A 20,132-nucleotide genomic window follows, 5' to 3' on the forward strand; every position below is an offset into this window, starting at 1 on the left:
TAAACGCGCCGAAAAAGTCTTATTTTGTTATAGACTGCGGCTATTGGCCGCGAGAGTAGAGTATTATAGAGATGGTTTTCGATCCAATTAGTTGATCACACTAATTATGATTTGTTTGTTGGATTGATGTACTAATTGTGTCCGAATGATAAAAACAAAAACGCCCGCACAGGCGGGCGTTTACAGGCTTAACTACTTGCAGCAGGCCGGGCTATATCCCGGCGGCAAGCATTTTATGCTTCTTCGTCGTCACGCAGCGGAACAATCAACATGTCGACGTGGACGGTGTTGATCAGTTGGCGCGCGGAGGACATCAGTTTGCTCCAGAAATCCTGGTGGTGACCACAAACGACCAGGTCCATGTCGTATTTTTTGATGGCATCAACCAGAACCTGACCCAGGTCGCCGCTACCGCTCAGGGTTTCGGTGATAGGGTAGCCTGCGTTGGTGGACAGCTCAGTTAACGCGTGGTGGGTTTCTTCAGAAATGCGTTTCTGCATGTCGCCCAGATTCACGTCGATAAGGCCGGTGTACAGGTCGGAATAGTTTACGTCAACGTGGATAAGGGAAACTTTAGCATTGTAAGGCCGCGCCATAGAGACCGCTTTTTCAACCAGAACTTTGCTTTCCGGAGAAAGATCAACCGCGATAAGAATGTGTTTATAAGCCATAGTGTTACTCCTTCCATAAGTTGTCGATGACTAGCCTGCTGGCGTTTCTCTGCCGCCGCGTCATCCGCGTCCTGCGAACCTTGTGCGCGGGGCTAGCCCAGTCGTAAAAACGTACCATATAAGGACTATCCTTACATTATAGCGACCAGAATAATCCGTCAATCCGCCTTGCTTGCCAAGCAGTTAAACAAATTTTTTAGTTAATTGCATTGATAGCGATTAACCTTCTGGCAAAAAAATTAACTAATCTCCTACACTATCTAGAGGGGCGTTCGAATGCGTGATACTAATACGAACGGTTTCTTCAGTACTCTTCACTGAATGGTTTGGCAGGGTATCGGGGAGCGGTAGTCCCGGAAAGGAGTTCCGTGGGCGGGTCGCCGGGGAGGGGGTATGATAAGCACCATTGCATTGTTCTGGGCTTTATGTGTCGTTTGCATTGTTAATATGGCGCGCTATTTTTCTTCGCTACGCGCACTGCTAGTAGTACTTCGTGGTTGCGATCCATTGCTTTACCAGTATGTAGATGGAGGGGGCTTTTTTACCTCGCATGGGCAACCGAACAAGCAGATGCGTCTGGTGTGGTATATCTACGCTCAGCGTTACCGCGATCATCATGATGATGAATTTATTCGCCGCTGTGAGCGGGTTCGCGGTCAGTTCATTCTCACCAGCGCGCTATGCGGCCTGGTGCTAATCAGCATGGTTGCGCTGATTATCTGGCACTGATTTCAACGACAGATACAAAAAAAGCGGGCCAGTTTTCTGACCCGCTTTTTTACCGCGCATTCGCTTAGATAAGCTTCAGGGAGAGCCAGTACAGCCCGCCGGAAAGAAGAATTGCTGCTGGCAGGGTGAAGACCCAGGCCATCAGAATGCTGGTCACCGTTTTACGCTGCAAACCGCCGCCATCAACAACCATCGTTCCCGCAACGGAAGAGGAGAGAACGTGTGTGGTGGAAACGGGCATACCGGTGTAGCTGGCAAGACCGATAGAGACTGCGGCGGTCATCTGCGCCGACATCCCCTGGGCATAGGTCATGCCTTTCTTACCGATTTTCTCACCGATAGTGGTTGCCACGCGACGCCAGCCAATCATCGTACCAATACCCAGCGCCAGTGCGACGGCCATAATGATCCAGATAGGCGCGTACTCAATGGTGCTCAGCATGTCAGATTTCAGTTTCTTCAGCAGACGCTGATCGTCAGCGCTTACGCCAGGCAGCTTAACCACTTTATCGGTGGTATCAGAGATGCACAGCATAATACGGCGCAACTGACCACGCTGTTCGACGCTTAACCTGTCGTAGGTTTCCAGGTTCGCCAGCATACCTTTCGCACGTTCCAGCGCGTTGATGGTATTCGCCGGGTGGCAATGGAACTCGGTCGGCGTCGCTGGTGCCGCGTCCGTCGGGGACGGAATCAGCTGGTCTACGCCTGTGGCCTGTTTAAGCAGGTCAGGGCGCTGCTGGAAGAAGACTTCGACGTTATTGATTGCATCGCGGGTACGGGTAATTTCGTAACCGGAAGCATTCATATTCACCACGAAACCTGCTGGCGCTACGCCAATCAGCACTAGCATCACCAGACCAATGCCTTTCTGACCATCGTTCGCGCCGTGGGAGAACGCCACGCCGATAGCGGAGAGGATCAGTGCAATACGCGTCCAGAACGGCGGCTTTTTCTTTCCGTCTTTCTTTTCACGTTCTGCCGGCGTCAGGTGGATACGGGCACGTTTTTTCGTACCGCTCCAGTAGCGACGCAGAATGAAAATAAGACCACCTGCAACCACCAGACCGACAATGGGTGAGATGATAAGCGAGGCAAAAATACCGATAACTTTCGGGATGTTAAGTGCATCCACCACCGAGGTGCCGTTCATCAGCGCATTGGTTAAACCAATACCGATAATGGCGCCAATCAGCGTATGGGAGCTGGATGCAGGCAGACCAAAGTACCAGGTACCCAGGTTCCAGATAATTGCCGCCAACAACATGGAGAACACCATGGCGAGGCCATGTGACGATCCCATATTAAGCAGCAGATCCGTTGGTAACATATGCACGATGGCATACGCCACGCTGAGACCGCCCAGCAAAACACCAAAGAAGTTGAACACCGCAGCCATGACTACCGCCAATTGCGAACGCATTGCACGGGTATAGATCACAGTTGCGACAGCATTGGCTGTATCATGGAAGCCATTAATTGCTTCGTAGAACAGCACGAAAGCCAGAGCAAGCAATAGTAAAAGCCCGGTATGTAAATCCAGGCCAGCAAACAAATGTAGCATAGGACGTTACGCCATTTTGAGGACATGAACGCGGCGCATTATCAGTGACTTTGGCGGCGCGGGCAAAGTGAAATATAGAGTTTTTTTGATTTGTCTCCTGCTTTGTTTTACACCACTAAAGAATTATCCTATATATTTCAGATAAATACCCTTTATCGGTAGTTTGGTGCTGGTGCGACCACTGAGGAATCTTTACAATTCACTCCCGCTTTTTAGAGAGGATCGCAACGTGGAAAGGTTTGATACCGTTATTATAGGCGCTGGCGCAGCGGGTATGTTTTGTGCCGCGCAGGCAGGACAGGCAGGTAGTCGCGTACTGCTGATTGATAATGGTAAAAAGCCCGGGCGCAAGATTCTCATGTCTGGCGGGGGCCGCTGCAACTTTACCAACCTTTATGTCGAGCCGGCTGCGTATTTGAGTCAAAACCCGCATTTTTGCAAATCGGCGCTGGCGCGTTATACACAGTGGGATTTTATCGATCTGGTGGGTAAGCACGGTATTGCCTGGCATGAAAAAACGCTAGGCCAGCTTTTCTGCGATGATTCCGCCCAGCAAATAGTCGATATGCTGGTGGATGAGTGTGAAAAAGGTAACGTAACTATGCGGTTACGTAGCGAAATCCTGAGCGTTGAGCGAGATGGTGACGATTTTGTCCTGGAATTGAATGGGATGAGTGTCGGCACGAAAAAGCTGGTTATTGCCTCCGGTGGTCTCTCTATGCCGGGTCTGGGCGCGACGCCGTTTGGTTATAAAATTGCGGAACAGTTCGGCCTGAACGTTTTGCCTACGCGCGCAGGTCTGGTGCCTTTCACCTTACATAAGCCGCTACTGGAGCAGCTTCAGGTGCTCTCTGGCGTATCCGTCTCTTCCGTTATCACCGCCGAGGACGGCACCGTATTTCGTGAAAACCTGCTCTTTACGCACCGCGGGCTTTCTGGTCCGGCCGTGCTGCAAATTTCCAGTTTTTGGCAGCCAGGTGAATTTGTCAGCATTAATTTGTTGCCGGATGTTGACCTCGCAAGCTTCCTCGATGACCAACGTAGCGCACACCCTAATCAAAGCTTAAAGAACACCCTGGCAATGCAGTTGCCAAAGCGTCTGGTGGAATGTTTACAGCAGTTAGGGCAAATCCCGGATGTCTCGCTGAAGCAGCTTAATGTGCGCGATCAGCAAACGCTGGTTGAGACGCTGACCGAGTGGCGGGTGCAGCCGAACGGTACGGAAGGGTATCGTACCGCTGAAGTCACGTTGGGCGGCGTCGATACCAACGAGCTGTCATCGCGTACGATGGAAGCGCGCAAAGTGCCGGGACTCTACTTTATCGGCGAAGTCATGGACGTCACCGGTTGGCTGGGCGGCTATAACTTCCAGTGGGCGTGGTCGAGCGCCTGGGCATGCGCGCAGGATTTGGCGCCTGCCTGACCGTGGTGCCCGACAACCTGGGCTGCCGGGCGTTATCATTAGTTCAGACCAAGAAAATACTGGGCGATTTTAAAGTAGATAATCAACCCGGTACCGTCGATAAGCGTGGCGATAAACGGGGCAGAAACCACGGCGGGATCAATGCCGATACGCTTGAGTACCATGGGGATCACTGATGACACCACGGCGCTCCACAGCGTAATGCAAACCAGCGTCAGGCTGACGATTAGCGTGATTTCCACTCCGATACCCATCATCCACGCGCGCAAGCAGCCTGCCAGACCCAGCGTCAGGGCGATCAGCAGCGAAGTTGAAACTTCTTTGCGGATCACCCGACCCATATCGCGCAGCCGTACTTCTCCCAGCGCCATTGAACGTACCAGCGTTGAGGTGATCTGCGTACCGCTGTTGCCGCCAGTACCAATTAATAGTGGAATAAAAAAGGCCAGTGCAATAGCAGATTCCAGCGCCTCTTCAAAATGTTGAAGAACGCTGCTGGTATAGGCTTCTGCGACAAAAAGTAGCAGGAGCCAGACAGAACGTTTTTTCCACAATGTCCACGGGCTAATCTCCAGGTAGGGTTTTTCCAGCGGCAACGTTGCCCCCTGAAGCTGAACATCTTCGGTAACATCATCTTCCTGTAGATGAGCGATCTCTTTTTCCATCAGACAACCGACCAGCTCACCTTTCTCAACGACAGCCACCAGATCGAGTTCGCGTTCGGCTAACTCGGCAACGACCTGTGCCCGTTCATCATCTGGCTTTACATGAAATAAACAACTGTCCGTAAGATGGTTGATGTTCAGCGATGTATCTTTTTCCTGCAATAAGCGCTTGATGGATAACACCCCGCGCAGCGCTTTTCCAGCTACAACAAAGACCTGGCCTGGAATATCATCCGTTGTGAGCTGGGAGACAAAGTATTCACGAGCGCCGTTCACGCTGAGATGATCCGGCAGGGTAATAAAATCGGTGCGCATATATTGCGCGATAGCATCGCCATTGAAATCCGGCATAGGATGATGGGCGGCGCAGAGTGGCATAGATGACATGGTGTAATTCCCTATAAAAATCTCTCATAGGGGCGAACAAGACAGGGTTAGCGCAGGCGGATCCCTACGTCCTGGTTTTAGCACTGAACAACGTATCTGCCCGATGGTGAAATCGTCAGAAGTTACCTTGGCAACACCTTGATTCGATGGATGCCTGTATTTCCCTGAGTGGCCTCTCTCGATACCAGCAGGGCGGTAACTTGTATTTGTACAGGAGCCTCGCCATAACGAGATCGGTAAATGAGCCACTATTATAGCGATGTCTAATTATTGATTATGTTTATAGTTGTGAATGTTTATCAATCGTTGATATACGAAATATTCCCTGTGCCAGAGCGCGATAGGGCTGAAGTGGAAACTACAACCGAATAGACATATTGAATCCAGGTGTTAGTATTCAATAGACAGCAGTTATGAGTATGCGTGTTTCATTTCCGGCCAGGAACGCTGATGATGACAACATTACTACCCGATTTCACAGCATTTTCGTCATTCACTTCCTGCGCGGCGCAGGTTGCCTTAGCGCCTGTCCGCTCTCTGGCCATAGTTTCTTATTCCTTCTCATCCCGGATGGAATCTCCCGCTGAATAGCTATTCAGTGGGCTTTGTGACACGCATCGTTTGATAACAGGGATTACGGCGGGTCGAATATGGATAAGTTTAAGCGTCATGTGATGTGGTGGGGGGCGGGCATCCTGGTCGTGGTGGCTGCGATAGCATGGTGGATGCTCCGTCCTGCCGGAATACCGGAGGGGTTCGCAGCCAGCAACGGCAGAATTGAAGCCACCGAAGTGGATATTGCTACCAAGATTGCCGGGCGAATTGACACGATCCTTGTGTCGGAAGGGCAGTTCGTTCGTCAGGGCGAGGTGTTGGCGAAAATGGATACTCGCGTGCTGCAGGAGCAGCGGCTGGAAGCGATCGCGCAAATCAAAGAGGCCGAAAGCGCGGTGGCGGCGGCGCGAGCGCTGCTGGAACAGCGGCAAAGTGAAATGCGCGCCGCGCAGTCGGTAGTAAAACAGCGCGAGGCGGAGCTGCAGTCGGTTTCTAAACGCCACGTGCGTTCCCGTTCGCTATCCCAGCGTGGGGCCGTGTCTGAGCAACAACTGGATGACGATCGGGCCGCGGCAGAAAGCGCACGTGCGGCGCTGGAATCCGCAAAGGCGCAGGTCTCAGCGGCAAAAGCCGCAATTGAAGCCGCTCGCACCAGCATCATTCAGGCGCAAACCCGCGTAGAAGCCGCGCAGGCCACCGAACGTCGTATTGCGGCTGATATTGATGACAGCGAGCTGAAAGCCCCGCGCGATGGTCGCGTGCAGTACCGCGTAGCTGAACCGGGTGAGGTGCTTTCTGCGGGCGGGCGCGTCCTGAATATGGTCGATCTCAGCGATGTCTACATGACGTTCTTCTTGCCTACCGAACAGGCTGGCTTACTGAAGATTGGCGGCGAAGCGCGCCTGGTGCTGGATGCCGCACCGGATCTGCGTGTTCCGGCGACCATCAGCTTTGTGGCAAGCGTCGCGCAGTTCACACCGAAAACGGTCGAAACCAGCGATGAGCGGCTGAAGCTGATGTTCCGCGTTAAAGCGCGTATTCCGCCAGAGCTATTGCAGCAGCATCTCGAGTACGTGAAAACCGGTCTGCCGGGCATGGCGTGGGTGCGTATCGATGAAAATCGAGCCTGGCCTGACGACCTGATGGTGAGGTTGCCGCAATGACGCATCTGGCGCTGGTTCCCGTTCCTCCCGTGGCGCACCTTGACGGCGTGAGTCAGCATTACGGGAAAACGGTAGCGCTGAACAATATCACGCTGGATATCCCCGCCCGCTGTATGGTGGGGCTGATTGGCCCGGATGGCGTCGGAAAATCAAGCCTGCTGTCGCTCATCTCCGGCGCGCGTGTCATTGAACACGGTAACGTGATGGTGCTGGGCGGCGATATGCGCGACCCGAAACATCGCCGGGATGTCTGCCCGCGCATTGCCTGGATGCCGCAGGGGCTGGGGAAAAACCTGTACCACACGCTGTCGGTGTATGAGAACGTCGATTTCTTTGCCCGGCTGTTTGGCCATGACAAAGCGGAGCGCGAAGCGCGGATTACCGAGCTGCTGAACAGCACCGGACTGGCGCCGTTTCGCGATCGTCCGGCCGGGAAACTCTCGGGTGGGATGAAGCAAAAGCTGGGGCTGTGCTGCGCGTTAATCCATGACCCGGAACTGTTAATTCTCGATGAACCTACCACCGGGGTCGACCCGCTGTCCCGCGCCCAGTTCTGGGATCTGATTAACAGCATTCGCCAGCGGCAGACCAACATGAGCGTGCTGGTTGCGACCGCCTACATGGAAGAAGCCGAGCGCTTTGACTGGCTGGTGGCGATGAACGCCGGGGAGGTGCTGGCCACCGGGAGCGCGCAGCAGCTACGCGAAAAAACCAACACCGACACGCTTGAGCAGGCGTTTATCGCGCTGTTACCCGAAGCCCAGCGTCAGGCGCATAAGCCAGTGGTGATCCCGCCGTATCACGCTGAGCAGGAAGAGATTGCCATCGAGGCGAAAGATCTGACCATGCGCTTCGGCAAGTTCGTGGCCGTTGACCACGTTAACTTTCGTATTCCGCGCGGGGAAATCTTCGGTTTTCTCGGCTCCAACGGCTGCGGTAAATCCACTACCATGAAAATGCTCACCGGGCTGCTACCCGCAAGTGAAGGTGAGGCGTGGCTGTTTGGGCAAGCGGTTGACCCGAAGAATATCGATACCCGTCGCCGGGTAGGCTATATGTCGCAGGCGTTTTCGCTCTACAGCGAGCTGACCGTACGGCAAAACCTCGAGCTACACGCGCGGTTGTTCCATATCCCCGAAGCAGAAATCCCGGGGCGGGTACAAGAGATGAGTCAGCGCTTTTCGCTGACCGATGTCGAAGACGCGTTGCCTGGCGCGCTGCCGTTGGGGATCCGTCAACGCCTGTCGCTGGCGGTGGCGGTGATCCATCGCCCGGAGATGCTCATTCTCGATGAACCAACCTCCGGGGTCGATCCGGTGGCGAGAGACATGTTCTGGCAACTGATGGTCGATCTGTCGCGTCAGGATAAAGTGACCATTTTTATCTCCACCCATTTTATGAACGAAGCGGAGCGCTGCGACCGTATGTCGCTGATGCACGCCGGAAAAGTCCTGGCCAGCGGTACGCCGCAGGAGCTGGTGAAACAGCGTGGTGCCGCCAGTCTGGAAGAGGCGTTTATCTCCTGGTTACAGGAAGCGGCTGGTCCGGCGCCGGAGGCTCAGTTACCGCCAGCCAATGTCCCGGCAGTGCATGAAAACAGTCAGCCGCCGCACCAGGGATTTAGCCTGCGGCGCTTGTTCAGCTACAGCCGCCGCGAAGCGCTGGAGCTGCGACGTGACCCGGTACGTTCAACGTTGGCGCTGATGGGCACGGTGATCCTGATGCTGATCATGGGCTACGGCATCAGCATGGATGTGGAAAACCTGCGTTTTTCGGTGCTCGATCGTGACCAGACAGTCAGCAGCCAGGCGTGGACGCTGAATCTGGCGGGATCGCGCTATTTTATCGAGCAGCCGCCGCTCACCAGTTATGACGAGCTGGACAAACGGATGCGCTCGGGCGAAGTCGCGGTAGCCATAGAGATCCCGCCAAATTTTGGCCGCGATATCGCGCGTGGAACGCCGGTGAAGATTGGCGTCTGGGTCGATGGCGCAATGCCGAGCCGTGCGGAAACGGTCAGAGGTTACGTGCAGGCGATGCACCAGACCTGGCTGCAGGATGTGATGGCGCGTCAGCCAAATACCAGCGGGCAAAACGGACTGATGACCATTGAAACTCGCTATCGTTACAACCCGGATGTGAAAAGCCTGCCAGCGATTGTTCCGGCGGTGATCCCGCTGCTGTTGATGATGATCCCCTCCATGCTCAGCGCTCTGAGCGTGGTGCGTGAGAAAGAGCTGGGGTCGATTATCAACCTGTACGTGACGCCCACTACCCGCAGCGAGTTTTTACTCGGCAAACAGTTGCCTTACATCGTGCTGGGCATGCTGAACTTCCTGCTGCTGTGCGCGCTGTCGGTGTTTGTATTCGGCGTCCCGCATAAGGGGAGTTTTGTGACCCTGACGCTGGCCGCGCTGCTGTACGTCACCATTGCCACCGGGCTGGGATTGTTAATTTCCACGTTTATGAAAAGTCAGATCGCCGCCATTTTTGGTACGGCGATTATTACGCTGATCCCGGCGACGCAGTTTTCCGGGATGATCGACCCGGTCGCCTCGCTGGAAGGGCCGGGACGGTGGATTGGCGAAATTTACCCGACCAGCCATTTTCTGACCATCGCGCGCGGGACGTTCTCTAAAGCGCTGGATCTGACCGATCTCTGGCCGCTGTTTATTCCACTGGCGGTAGCCATTCCAGTGGTCATTGGTCTGAGCGTATTGCTGCTGAAAAAACAGGAGGGGTGATGCGCCGATTACGGAATATTTATAACCTCGGCATCAAAGAGTTACGCAGCCTGCTGGGTGACAAAGCGATGCTGACGCTGATCGTCTTCGCCTTCACGGTCTCGGTTTACTCTTCTGCGACCGTTCTGCCAGGGTCGCTGCACCTGGCGCCGATTGCCATTGCCGATATGGACCAGTCGCAGTTGTCGAATCGCATTGTGAACAGTTTTTATCGTCCGTGGTTTTTACCGCCGGAGATGATTACCGCCGATGAGATGGATGCCGGGCTGGATGCCGGGCGCTATACCTTCGCTGTGAACATTCCGCCTGATTTTCAGCGCGATGTACTGGCTGGGCGGCAGCCGGATATTCAGGTTAACGTCGATGCCACGCGGATGAGCCAGGCCTTTACCGGCAACAGCTATATCCAGAATATCATCAGTGGCGAGGTGAACAGCTTTGTGTCGCGTTTCCGCGATAACAGCGAGCTGCCGGTGGCGCTGGAAATGCGTATGCGCTTTAACCCTAATCTGGAACCTGCCCGCTTTGGCGCGGTGATGGCGATTATCAACAACATCACCATGCTGGCGATTGTGCTTACCGGGTCGGCGCTGATTCGCGAGCGTGAGCACGGGACCATTGAGCACCTGCTGGTGATGCCGGTGACGCCGTTTGAAATCATGATGGCAAAAATCTGGTCGATGGGGCTGGTGGTGCTGGTGGTTTCCGGTCTATCGCTGATGCTGATGGTAAAAGGGGTGCTTGGCGTACCGATTGAAGGCTCGATACCGCTGTTTATGCTGGGAGTGGCGCTGAGCCTGTTCGCCACCACGTCAATCGGCATTTTTATGGGCACGCTGGCGCGCTCCATGCCACAACTGGGATTGCTGATGATTCTGGTACTGCTGCCGTTACAGATGCTCTCCGGCGGCTCTACACCGCGTGAAAGCATGCCACAGGCGGTGCAGGACATTATGCTGACGATGCCGACTACCCATTTTGTTAGCCTTGCGCAGGCGATTCTTTACCGCGGCGCAGGGTTTAACATTGTCTGGCCGCAGTTCCTGACGCTGCTGGCGATTGGTAGTACGTTCTTCCTGATAGCGCTGCTGCGTTTCAGAAAGACGATTGGCACGATGGCGTAAATACTATTGCCGGATGGCGGCTGCGCCTTATCCGGCCTACAAACGGGAATGAATGTAGGCCGGGCAACATAACAGGCAATTACTCTTCTTTCGGCAGGCACTGCAGATGACCGTGGCGCACGCCGCGCTGGGAAATCACGTCATCGGCAAAATGCTGCACATCGCCCATGTCACCTTTTAGCACAGCGATTTCCAGACAGTCGTCATGGTTGATGTGCACGTGCAGCGTGGCGACTGATAAATCGTGGTGGTGATGTTGGGTGGAAACAATACGGCTCGCCAGGTCACGCTTCTCATGCTCATAAACATACGAGAGCACTGCGAATCCCTGAGTGCCGTGCTCCTGGGTGGTTTCCTGCGCCAGTGCGCCGCGCAGAATATCGCGGATCGCTTCGGAACGGTTGTTATAGCCACGGCGCTGGCTCAGGCTGTCGAGCGTTTCCAGTAAATCGTCATCGAGGGTAATGGTGACTCGTTGCATCTGCAATTAACCTTTCATGTGGCGCGTGGGCGCACAGGGAGTAAGGGGAATAGCGTATTTTGTAACACACGTCCGGCATCCGGGGAAAAGGTTAATGCTCTCGCAATAAACGCAGCAGAGTTCTTACCTGTTCATCCAGCGGCGCGAGCGTGTCTTTGACGATCAGATGCAGCGGGGTGGCACGGCGAGCGCCATGGCTTAACGGCAGCGGTCGTAATAGCCCCTGCTCAAGCTGCTGCTGAATTCGCTCCTCAGGCAACCAGCCGTAACCGACTTGATACATCACCGCCTCAATCGCGGCATCAATGGTCGAGAAGGTCCAGGCATCGCGCACCGCTTGCTGCGGGTTGTCGCGATCGGCAATGCGAATCAGCGGCCACGCGCGTAACGCGTCTTCATCCAGCGGCGCATCCAACATGCAGAGCGGGTGATCGCGGTGGGCAACGGCCACGAAGTCAATATTCATCAGCCATTCGCCGCGGCCGGTGATATCCTGGCGTCGGGTCAGGACCATCACGTCCGCATCGGCATGCGCCGCCAGTCGATCGTCAGCATTCTCCAGCACTTCGGTCAAACGTACCTGCGTCTGCGGCCACGCTTGCTGAAACTGCTTGAGGATCGCGAACAGGCGTTTGCGTGGGAAGATGCTATCTACCATGAAATCCAGCCTCGTTCGCGTGCCGTTTTGCAATGTTGCTGCCCGGGTTTCCACCCATAAAAAGGCCTTCAGTAACGGTTTGACCTGTCCCAACAGTAGCTCTCCCGCAGGGGTTAATACCGCCCTGCGACCTTCCGGCGTCAGCAGCGTCACGCCAAGCCGCTCCTGCAGTAGCGCCAGATTGTAACTCACCGAAGACTGGCTACGGTTGGTCTCTTCCGCAGCTTTAGCAAAGCTGCCCAGCTCCACGACTTTCTCCAGTAAGGCCCATTGCTCCAGCGTTGTCTTGTGCATAACTCATCTAAAAATTGAATGAATATGATGTAAAAATAGCGTTATTCATCCAATTTTTGAAGCGGTAAGATCCTCGCATCAAGTAAGAGGAGAAAGAATATGAGCACTTTTGATAAACATGATTTGAGCGGCTTTGTCGGCAAACATCTGGTCTATACCTACGATAATGGCTGGAATTACGAGATCTACGTGAAAAACGACACCACTCTGGATTACCGTATTCACAGCGGCATTGTGGGGAATCGTTGGGTGAAGGATCAGCGGGCGTACATTGTGCGGGTTGGCGAGAGTGTTTATAAAATTTCATGGACCGAACCGACCGGGACCGACGTCAGCCTGATCGTAAATCTGGGCGACAAACTCTTTCACGGCACCATCTTTTTCCCACGCTGGGTGATTAACAATCCGCAAAAAACGGTCTGTTTCCAGAATGACCATATTCCGCTGATGATGTCATATCGCGATGCGGGTCCGGCATATCCAACTGAGGTGATTGACGAGTTTGCGACCATCACTTTCGTGCGTGACTGTGGGGCGAATAATGACAGCGTTATTGCCTGTGCGGCCAGTGAATTGCCGGAAAACTTCCCGGAAAATTTACGCTAAGGCTTCCAGACGCTGCACGGCGTCGGCGGTCAGAGTAAACGGCGTGGGCGTACACACCGCCAGGCTCAGGGTATCGAGCTGGCACTGGCTGACCGAGAGTGAGGAGGTTAGCACGGTGCTGTCGACGCTGACAATTTGCCAGGCGCTGCCGCCACGCTGTTTCACGATAGCTTCTTTACGCGTCCAGATGCGCCAGAACGCCGCCAGCTGTTGCTCCGGGCGTTCGGCCTCAACTTCGGCATGTTCCCTGAGACTGAACACCGTATTTGCCAGCGTCTGCCAGTTATCGCGCGGGCGAACGACTTCAATATCACAGCCGACTTCCCCTTCGTCGCTGAGCAGCAGGGCAATATCATCACCGCTGTGGCTGAGATTGAACCACAGCGGTGTGTCGGCGGAAAAGGTCGGTTTTCCTTGCTCGCTGTAGACGATGTCCGGTAATGGCGAAAGAGTATGGGAAAGCAGCACGCGACCAGCCAGCCAGCGCGCACGACGAGCGCCTTGCGGGGCCTGCTCACGCAGTGCGGCAGGCAGTGTGCCAGCGCTTAAAACAGAAACTTTCCCAAGAACGATCCGGTACATATCAGGGCTAACCTTTAGTAATAATGGGGTTGTTTACCATTCTATACATGCTGTTTGCAAGTTTATCCAGGTAATCGGGTTTTGGGCCTGCCGGGTCCCAGCAAAATTGCCAGTTTGCTACCGCCTGTGGTGGTTTCCATCCAGATTTTACACACGCTGGTTAACGGCACGGAGAGCAGCATACCTACCGGACCAAGCAGCCATCCCCACACCAACAGAGAGAGAAAGACGATTAGCGTCGATAATCCCAGCCGGTGCCCCATCATGCGGGGCTCGAGGATGTTGCCAATTACCATATGCACCACCAGAAACAGCGCCCCAACCAGCACGCATTCGTAAACGCCGTTGAACAGCAGCGCCTGGATCATGGGTGGAACGGCGGAAATGACCGAGCCAATGTTGGGCACGTAGTTTAGCAGGAATGCCAGCACACCCCACATCAGAGCAAACTGAATACCCATTAGCGCCAGTCCGAGCCAGACGATGGCACCGGTCCATAAGCTGAGCAACGTTTTCAGCGCCAGATAGTGAGAAACACCTTTCAGCGCCCGATGCAGCCCCGCAATATGGATTTGTGGGTTGTTCAGCGCAAAGCGCAGCTTATAGGGGACATGACGCACCTCAAACAACATAAAGACCACCGTCATCACCAGCAGAACGACGCTGGCCATGGCACCGGAAAGACTTGTCATCAGCGTGGTTGTGAAGGTCATCAGCTTGTCGGAGTCCATACGTTGCAGCATGCGCTCCGGGGACATATGCAGATTTAGAAAAGGCACCATCTCTTGCAGATACAGAACCTTGCGCGTCAGCTCCTTATTGTATTTTGGCAGCATGGCCATGAATTCAGTGATGGATGACGCCAGAACGCCGATTAACGCCGTAAGAACGATCAGCATCACCACCACGACTAACGTTATCGCGACCGGCCGACGTACACCCCGGCGAATAAACCAGATGACCAGCGGATTCAATACAATGGCAAAAAAAAGGGCCAGCAGAAGCTGTACGATGATATCCGCCGCGGCATGAATACCCGCGAGGATCACCACCAGAGCGGCCAGTTTGAGCAGAATGTGCAAACCCGTTTTATCGGGCTGGGCGGTTGTCATGTCGTCTTCCTGTTTGCGTTTTTGCATTAAGTGTAGCGGCTGGCTTGCGACTGATATTCCGAAACTGACTACTGATTTCTGCCCGGCAACATGGTAGAAATGAAACACTGTTGTGAAAACGTGGTGATCCTCCATGCCCGAACCCGTCGCTGAACCGACGCTTAGCGGTTTACGCCTTAATCTGCGTATTGTCTCTGTGGTGATGTTTAACTTCGCCAGCTACCTGACCATTGGTCTGCCGCTCGCTGTATTGCCAGGCTATGTCCATGATGTGATGGGATTTAGCGCTTTTTGGGCAGGGCTGGTCATCAGCCTGCAATATTTCGCTACGCTGCTGAGCCGTCCACATGCTGGTCGCTATGCCGACCTGCTGGGGCCAAAGAAGATTGTGGTATTCGGACTGTGTGGCTGTTTTTTAAGTGGTCTGGGCTACTTCCTGGCGGGCTTCACGAATGGCTGGCCGCTGGCCAGCCTGCTGCTGTTATGTCTGGGGCGCGTGATTCTAGGGATCGGGCAAAGCTTTGCCGGGACTGGCTCTACGCTGTGGGGGGTTGGGGTCGTTGGTTCAATGCATATCGGACGGGTGATTTCGTGGAACGGCATCGTGACCTATGGCGCGATGGCGATAGGCGCTCCGCTGGGTGTACTGTTTTATGCCTGGGGTGGCTTACAGGGACTGGCGCTGACCGTGATGGGCGTGGCGCTGTTGGCAATACTGCTGGCGCTCCCTCGTCCGGCGGTGAAGGCCAGCAAAGGCAAACCATTGCCGTTTCGCGCGGTGCTTGGGCGTGTCTGGTTGTACGGCATGGCGCTGGCCCTGGCCTCAGCCGGATTTGGCGTGATCGCCACTTTCATTACCCTGTTTTATGATGCCAAAGGCTGGGACGGTGCCGCTTTCGCGCTAACGCTTTTTAGCTGCACGTTTGTGGGGACCCGCCTGTTATTCCCAAATGGTATCAACCGTTTAGGTGGACTAAATGTGGCGATGATCTGCTTTACCGTCGAGATTGTTGGGCTGCTGCTGGTCGGGATGGCTTCCATGCCGTGGATGGCGAAAAGCGGCGTCCTGCTGGCCGGTGCAGGGTTTTCGCTGGTGTTCCCGGCGCTGGGCGTGGTGGCGGTAAAAGCCGTCCCGCAGCAAAATCAGGGCGCTGCGCTGGCGACGTATACGGTGTTTATGGATTTATCACTGGGAGTTACGGGGCCGCTGGCCGGGCTGGTCATGACCTGGGCGGGCGTGCCGGTTATCTATCTGGCGGCGGCAGGGCTGGTGGCGGTGGCATTATTGCTGACCTGGCGATTAAAAAAACGGCCTCAGGTGGTGTCACCGGAGGCCGAGTCATCGTCTTAACCGTTACTGGATAACCAGCGTGTTAATGATGTTTTCTGCGGTAGTCTGCGCTTTTTGCTGATCGTCAGCAGGCAGCGTGATTTGCAGAGTCAGCAGTTGGTTATCGACTTTACCCAACACCACGGAAGAGTAAGCGGTCTGGCCTTTGGCCGAGATGATGCTGTCTAACTGCTGCAGCGTGTGGCCTTTCAGCTCAATAGATTTATTGGTGACGACCTGCAACTGCGGGTCGCGGCTACGCTGCTGATCTTCCAGGCGTTTTGCCAGCACAGCCAGGTCTTCGTTGGTATTGTCGCCAACAATCACAATCACCGCTTTCTGGCCGGTTGCGTCAGAATAAACGTGCATATTGTTCGCCTGGGTGCCCAGTTTGCCGCTCTGATCGGTCATATCCGCTGGCAGGGAAAAACTGAGTTTACCGTCCAACAGGCTGACCGGTTGTCCGGTGGCGCTACTTTCTGCGGCAGCACCCTCTGCTGGCGCTTTTGTATCGCTATTATCACAGGCCGCAAGCCCCATAACCAGCAGGCCAATACCGACATATTTAACCAGATTGCGCATTGACTTCTTCCTTTCGATAAACGGCCATAACGGCTCATTCGTCCATCTTATCACAACTCGGAAAATGAACCTTTAACTCGTCTGCAATGCAGAGATTTCGGATTTATCTGCCAGCCTTTTCAGTAACATATTCAGCAGCACGCCGTACATCGGCAGGAAGAAAATAATGCTGATCAGCACTTTGAAGCAGTAGTCGACCAGCGCGATTTCCATCCAGTGCTCGGCCATAAAGGCATCCGGGCTGCGCCAGAAAGCGATAAAGAAGAAGGCTAACGTATCGCTGATGTTGCCAAACAGTGTGGAAGCCGTTGGCGCCAGCCACCAGCGACGGTTCTGACGCAGGCGGTTAAAGACATGCACATCCAGAATTTGACCCAGCGCGTAAGCCATAAAGCTGGCGGCGGCGATACGGGCGACAAACAGATTAAAGTGCAGCAGTGCGCCGAATCCCTGCCACGATCCCATATAGAACAGTGATGAAACGACATAGGAGATCAGCAGCGCGGGGATCATTACCGCAAAGATGATACGTCGTGCCAACGGAGCGCCAAAAATACGCACGGTCAGATCGGTCGCGAGGAAAATAAACGGAAAGCTGAAAGCGCCCCATGTGGTATGGAAACCAAAAATGGAGATCGGTAGCTGCACCAGATAGTTGCTGGAGGTGATCACCAGCAGATGAAATAGCGATAGCCAAAACAACGCTTTTACGCGTTGAGATTGTGTAAACGGAGTCATATTGTGACCTTTTTGTTGGATGGGGTGAGGGAACCCAATAAAAAACCGTCGCATGATACTGCTTTAAGAGCACATTGCAATGGTTGTTTTTCACGCAATCGTTAACCTGATTGGCTTACGCCACAACAGAGCGTAAAATAACGCCGTTTTTGAATGAACGAGACTACGATGAGCGATCTGTTTACCTCTCCCGACCATACTCTTGATGCCCAAGGGCTGCGCTGCCCGGAACCCGTAATGATGGTGCGTAAAACCGTGCGCGGCATGCAAGCGGGTGAAACGCTGCTGATTGTCGCCGACGATCCGGCGACAACCCGTGACATTCCCGGCTTCTGTACCTTTATGGAGCATGAGCTGGTAGCAAAAGAGACCGACTCTCTGCCGTACCGCTATCTGGTGCGCAAAGGCCAGTAATCTTAGCCGGATGGCGCTAATGCAACTGCCGTCCGGCACAGACGCATTATCCTTTACGTAGTAACCGCAGCGCGTTAGCGGTCACCAGTACCGTCGCCCCCGTATCTGCCAGCACCGCCAGCCACAGTCCGGTTATCCCGAGCAGCGTGGTGACGAGGAAAATCCCCTTCAGGCCTAGCGCAATCGCAATGTTCTGGCGAATATTGGCGTGGGTGGCGCGGGCTAACTGAATCATTTGCACCAGACCACGCAGGCGGTTGTGGGTCAGGGCGGCATCGGCGGTTTCCAGCGCGACATCGGTCCCGCTTCCCATCGCAATGCCAATGGTGGCTGCTTTCATTGCCGGAGCGTCGTTGATGCCGTCGCCGATCATCGCCAGCGGCGACTGTTGGTTGAGATGGGTAACGGCCTGTACTTTATCTTCCGGTAATAGACCCGCTTTGAACTCGAGACCCAATTCACTGGCAATAGCTGCCGCCGCTCGCGGGTTATCACCCGTCAGGATCACCCCTTTCACGCCAATCTGATTAAGCTCGCTGATGGCGCTACGGGCGTCGTCGCGCAGCGTGTCCTGTAGGGCCAGCACGCCGAGAACGGCATCGTTACGCAGCACCAGCACCACCGTTTGACCCGCGCTTTCCAGCTCGCTTATCTGCCCGGCAAAAGCATCGGCAGGCTGCTTACCGGCGGCGCAAATCAGCACGCGTTCGCCGTTGACCAGTGCTTCAATGCCAGAGCCAACCAGCGCCCGCTGATCTTTTGCGACAGGGATAGTCAGCTCGCGCGTTTGGGCTTCCCGAACAATCGCCTGCGCCAGCGGGTGCGTCGCGCCTTGCTCTACTGCTGCCGCCAGCGCCAGCAGTTCTGCCTCGCCAATACCGCTTGCCGGGTGAATCGCCGTGACGCGCGGTTTACCGACGGTCAGGGTGCCGGTTTTATCAAACGCGACCTGCGTTACCCTACCCAACTGCTCCAGCGCGGCCCCGCCTTTGATTAACGCGCCACGACGCGCCGCGGCGGCAAGGCCAGAGGTAATGGCTGCGGGTGTGGAAATCACCAGCGCACATGGGCAGCCAATCAGCAGCAGCGTCAGCCCTTTATAAATCCACTCCTGCCAGGATGCGGCAAACAGCAGCGGTGGTACAAGGGTGACCAACAACGCAACCGCCATAATGGCTGGGGTGTAAATCCGGCTGAAACGGTCAATAAAGCGCTCAATGGGGGCGCGGCGTTCTTCCGCTTCTTCAATCAATTTCAGAATACGGTCAATGGCGCTGGCACCCGGTTCGGAGAGTACTTCCAGCGTTACCAGACGGTCCACGCTGGTGGCACCCGCCGGGACTTTCTCGCCGGTGGCGCGCTCAACCGGTATCGATTCGCCGGTCAGGGCGCTTTCATCAAAGCTGGCAAATCCGGAGACCAGCTTGCCATCGGCAGGTAAACGCCCACCCGCGGCAACCTCGATAACATCGCCTGGCTGGAGAGTATTGATAGCAACCTCTTCGCGCTCGCCGTTATGCAGGCGCGTGGCGGTTTCCGGCTTGAGCGCCATCAGTGCGCTGACCCCTTTACGGGCGCGGCTGGCGGCCCATCCTTCCAGGCGTTCGCCAATTAAAAACAGCAGCAGCACCATGGCGGCTTCGGCCGTCGCGCCGATAAACAGTGCGCCAATGGCGGCCACGCTCATCAACGTTTCAATGGCAAAGTAGCTGCCGGTTTTCATCAGACGCAGGGCCTGACGGGCAATGGGATACAGACCTACCAGCGTGGTGGCGATAAATGCTATCTGGCCAAAGGGGTGATTGAACTGCTCCAGCCCCCAGCTAATCGCCATCATGATAATCAGCGAAATCAGCGGCAGGTTCTCTTTAAACCGCGACTCGGGGGCGGCGTCTGGCGCTTGCTCATCGCGCAGGGTATAGCCTGCCTTTTGCACTGCGCTTTCAACTTGCAGGCGGATATCGGAACCCGCGTCGACTACCAGTTTTTCGGTGGCGAACAGAACCTGGACCTGGTTGACGCCGTTGACCTGGCGGACCGCATTCTCCACTTTTCGGGCGCAGGCAGCACAGTCCATGCCTGCCACTTTCCAGGAGTAGCGGGTACCCATTACGGTACCGGATACGGGTGGTGGGGTGGAGCAACTTCCTTCGCAGCAGCAGTCGTCAGCCTTTTGTGGCGCAGGCGCTAGCTTGAAAGAAGAAAATTGTGGGGCTTTTTTGCCACTGGAATCGGGTGTCGACATGGCATCCTCCGGTTGATAATCATTTCATATTAACCGGAGGATACACTCTGGAGTCGACTCCAGAG

Annotated in this window: 18 protein-coding genes and 1 riboswitch; of the genes, 8 read left to right on the forward strand and 10 right to left on the reverse strand. The window is 54.9% G+C overall.

The genetic code is table 11. The annotated features are described in order from the left end of the window. Positions 1-233 precede the first annotated feature (233 nt). Positions 234-671 carry a universal stress protein UspA gene (uspA, locus tag GFC06_RS05655; protein ID WP_003023368.1) on the reverse strand — a complete coding sequence of 146 codons (438 nt, stop codon included), beginning with the start codon at positions 669-671 and terminating at the stop codon, positions 234-236. 393 nt (positions 672-1,064) lie between these two features. Between uspA and uspB the strand changes: the two genes are divergently transcribed. Next, positions 1,065-1,400 (forward strand): universal stress protein UspB, encoded by a 336-nt coding sequence (gene uspB, locus GFC06_RS05660; protein ID WP_003023371.1) that lies wholly within the window; start codon positions 1,065-1,067, stop codon positions 1,398-1,400. 64 nt (positions 1,401-1,464) lie between these two features. Here the strand turns inward: uspB and pitA are convergent, their stop codons facing one another. After that, on the reverse strand, positions 1,465-2,964 hold the full coding sequence (gene pitA, locus GFC06_RS05665) for an inorganic phosphate transporter PitA (RefSeq protein ID WP_153689927.1): 1,500 nt from the start codon (positions 2,962-2,964) through the stop codon (positions 1,465-1,467). 229 nt (positions 2,965-3,193) lie between these two features. Here pitA and GFC06_RS05670 point away from each other — a divergent pair, with 229 nt between their 5' ends. Beyond that, a complete protein-coding gene (locus GFC06_RS05670) occupies positions 3,194-4,387 on the forward strand; it encodes a BaiN/RdsA family NAD(P)/FAD-dependent oxidoreductase (protein WP_153689928.1) in 1,194 nt (397 codons plus the stop codon). Positions 4,388-4,425: 38 nt separating this feature from the next. Here the strand turns inward: GFC06_RS05670 and GFC06_RS05675 are convergent, their stop codons facing one another. Then, on the reverse strand, positions 4,426-5,439 hold the full coding sequence (locus tag GFC06_RS05675) for a magnesium transporter (RefSeq protein ID WP_016154873.1): 1,014 nt from the start codon (positions 5,437-5,439) through the stop codon (positions 4,426-4,428). A 55-nt stretch (positions 5,440-5,494) separates the two neighbouring features. Next, a riboswitch (M-box (ykoK) riboswitch) is annotated at positions 5,495-5,678 on the reverse strand. A 411-nt stretch (positions 5,679-6,089) separates the two neighbouring features. Between GFC06_RS05675 and GFC06_RS05680 the strand changes: the two genes are divergently transcribed. From GFC06_RS05680 to GFC06_RS05690, 3 genes are read left to right on the forward strand one after another with little or no spacing between them, the layout of a single operon-like run. Next, positions 6,090-7,157: an HlyD family secretion protein gene (locus tag GFC06_RS05680; RefSeq protein WP_016157686.1), complete on the forward strand. Its 1,068-nt coding sequence runs from the start codon at positions 6,090-6,092 to the stop codon at positions 7,155-7,157. Then, complete coding sequence (rbbA, locus tag GFC06_RS05685) at positions 7,154-9,901, forward strand: ribosome-associated ATPase/putative transporter RbbA (RefSeq protein ID WP_153689929.1); 2,748 nt, start codon at positions 7,154-7,156, stop codon at positions 9,899-9,901. The genes GFC06_RS05680 and rbbA overlap by 4 nt, the downstream gene beginning before the upstream one ends. Continuing rightward, positions 9,901-11,025, forward strand: coding sequence for an ABC transporter permease (locus GFC06_RS05690; RefSeq protein ID WP_153689930.1), 1,125 nt, complete (start codon positions 9,901-9,903; stop codon positions 11,023-11,025). The genes rbbA and GFC06_RS05690 overlap by 1 nt, the downstream gene beginning before the upstream one ends. Before the next feature lie 79 nt (positions 11,026-11,104). Here the strand turns inward: GFC06_RS05690 and nikR are convergent, their stop codons facing one another. Beyond that, positions 11,105-11,506, reverse strand: a complete 402-nt coding sequence (gene nikR / locus GFC06_RS05695; protein WP_005121550.1) for a nickel-responsive transcriptional regulator NikR — start codon at positions 11,504-11,506, stop codon at positions 11,105-11,107. Positions 11,507-11,597: 91 nt separating this feature from the next. Next, the gene (locus GFC06_RS05700) at positions 11,598-12,458 is read right to left on the reverse strand and encodes a LysR family transcriptional regulator (protein WP_047501400.1); all 861 of its coding nucleotides are present in this window, start codon (positions 12,456-12,458) and stop codon (positions 11,598-11,600) included. 99 nt (positions 12,459-12,557) lie between these two features. On the opposite strand from GFC06_RS05700, the gene GFC06_RS05705 reads away from it, so the two are divergent. Then, complete coding sequence (locus GFC06_RS05705; protein WP_016157682.1) at positions 12,558-13,064, forward strand: phenolic acid decarboxylase; 507 nt, start codon at positions 12,558-12,560, stop codon at positions 13,062-13,064. On the opposite strand, the gene acpT is transcribed toward GFC06_RS05705, so the two are convergent. Both acpT and GFC06_RS05715 read right to left on the reverse strand, forming a co-directional pair. Beyond that, the gene (gene acpT, locus GFC06_RS05710; protein ID WP_103766963.1) at positions 13,056-13,646 is read right to left on the reverse strand and encodes a 4'-phosphopantetheinyl transferase AcpT; all 591 of its coding nucleotides are present in this window, start codon (positions 13,644-13,646) and stop codon (positions 13,056-13,058) included. The genes GFC06_RS05705 and acpT overlap by 9 nt on opposite strands. 62 nt (positions 13,647-13,708) lie before the next feature. Beyond that, entirely contained in the window at positions 13,709-14,758 is a 1,050-nt protein-coding gene (locus GFC06_RS05715) for an AI-2E family transporter (RefSeq protein WP_047501404.1), read from the reverse strand. Positions 14,759-14,891: 133 nt separating this feature from the next. On the opposite strand from GFC06_RS05715, the gene GFC06_RS05720 reads away from it, so the two are divergent. Next, on the forward strand, positions 14,892-16,109 hold the full coding sequence (locus GFC06_RS05720) for an MFS transporter (protein ID WP_019078119.1): 1,218 nt from the start codon (positions 14,892-14,894) through the stop codon (positions 16,107-16,109). Between the two features lie 3 nt (positions 16,110-16,112). Here GFC06_RS05720 and GFC06_RS05725 read toward each other — a convergent pair whose 3' ends face one another. Then, entirely contained in the window at positions 16,113-16,670 is a 558-nt protein-coding gene (locus GFC06_RS05725; protein WP_016154847.1) for a DcrB family lipoprotein, read from the reverse strand. Positions 16,671-16,742: 72 nt separating this feature from the next. Further along, positions 16,743-17,408: a 7-cyano-7-deazaguanine/7-aminomethyl-7-deazaguanine transporter gene (locus GFC06_RS05730; RefSeq protein WP_019078120.1), complete on the reverse strand. Its 666-nt coding sequence runs from the start codon at positions 17,406-17,408 to the stop codon at positions 16,743-16,745. Between the two features lie 168 nt (positions 17,409-17,576). Between GFC06_RS05730 and tusA the strand changes: the two genes are divergently transcribed. Beyond that, positions 17,577-17,822, forward strand: a complete 246-nt coding sequence (tusA, locus tag GFC06_RS05735) for a sulfurtransferase TusA (protein WP_003827551.1) — start codon at positions 17,577-17,579, stop codon at positions 17,820-17,822. 46 nt (positions 17,823-17,868) lie between these two features. On the opposite strand, the gene zntA is transcribed toward tusA, so the two are convergent. Beyond that, the gene (gene zntA, locus GFC06_RS05740; protein WP_153689931.1) at positions 17,869-20,067 is read right to left on the reverse strand and encodes a Zn(II)/Cd(II)/Pb(II) translocating P-type ATPase ZntA; all 2,199 of its coding nucleotides are present in this window, start codon (positions 20,065-20,067) and stop codon (positions 17,869-17,871) included. Positions 20,068-20,132 lie beyond the last annotated feature (65 nt).

Source organism: Citrobacter braakii (assembly GCF_009648935.1).
Classification (GTDB): Bacteria; Pseudomonadota; Gammaproteobacteria; order Enterobacterales; family Enterobacteriaceae; genus Citrobacter; species Citrobacter braakii.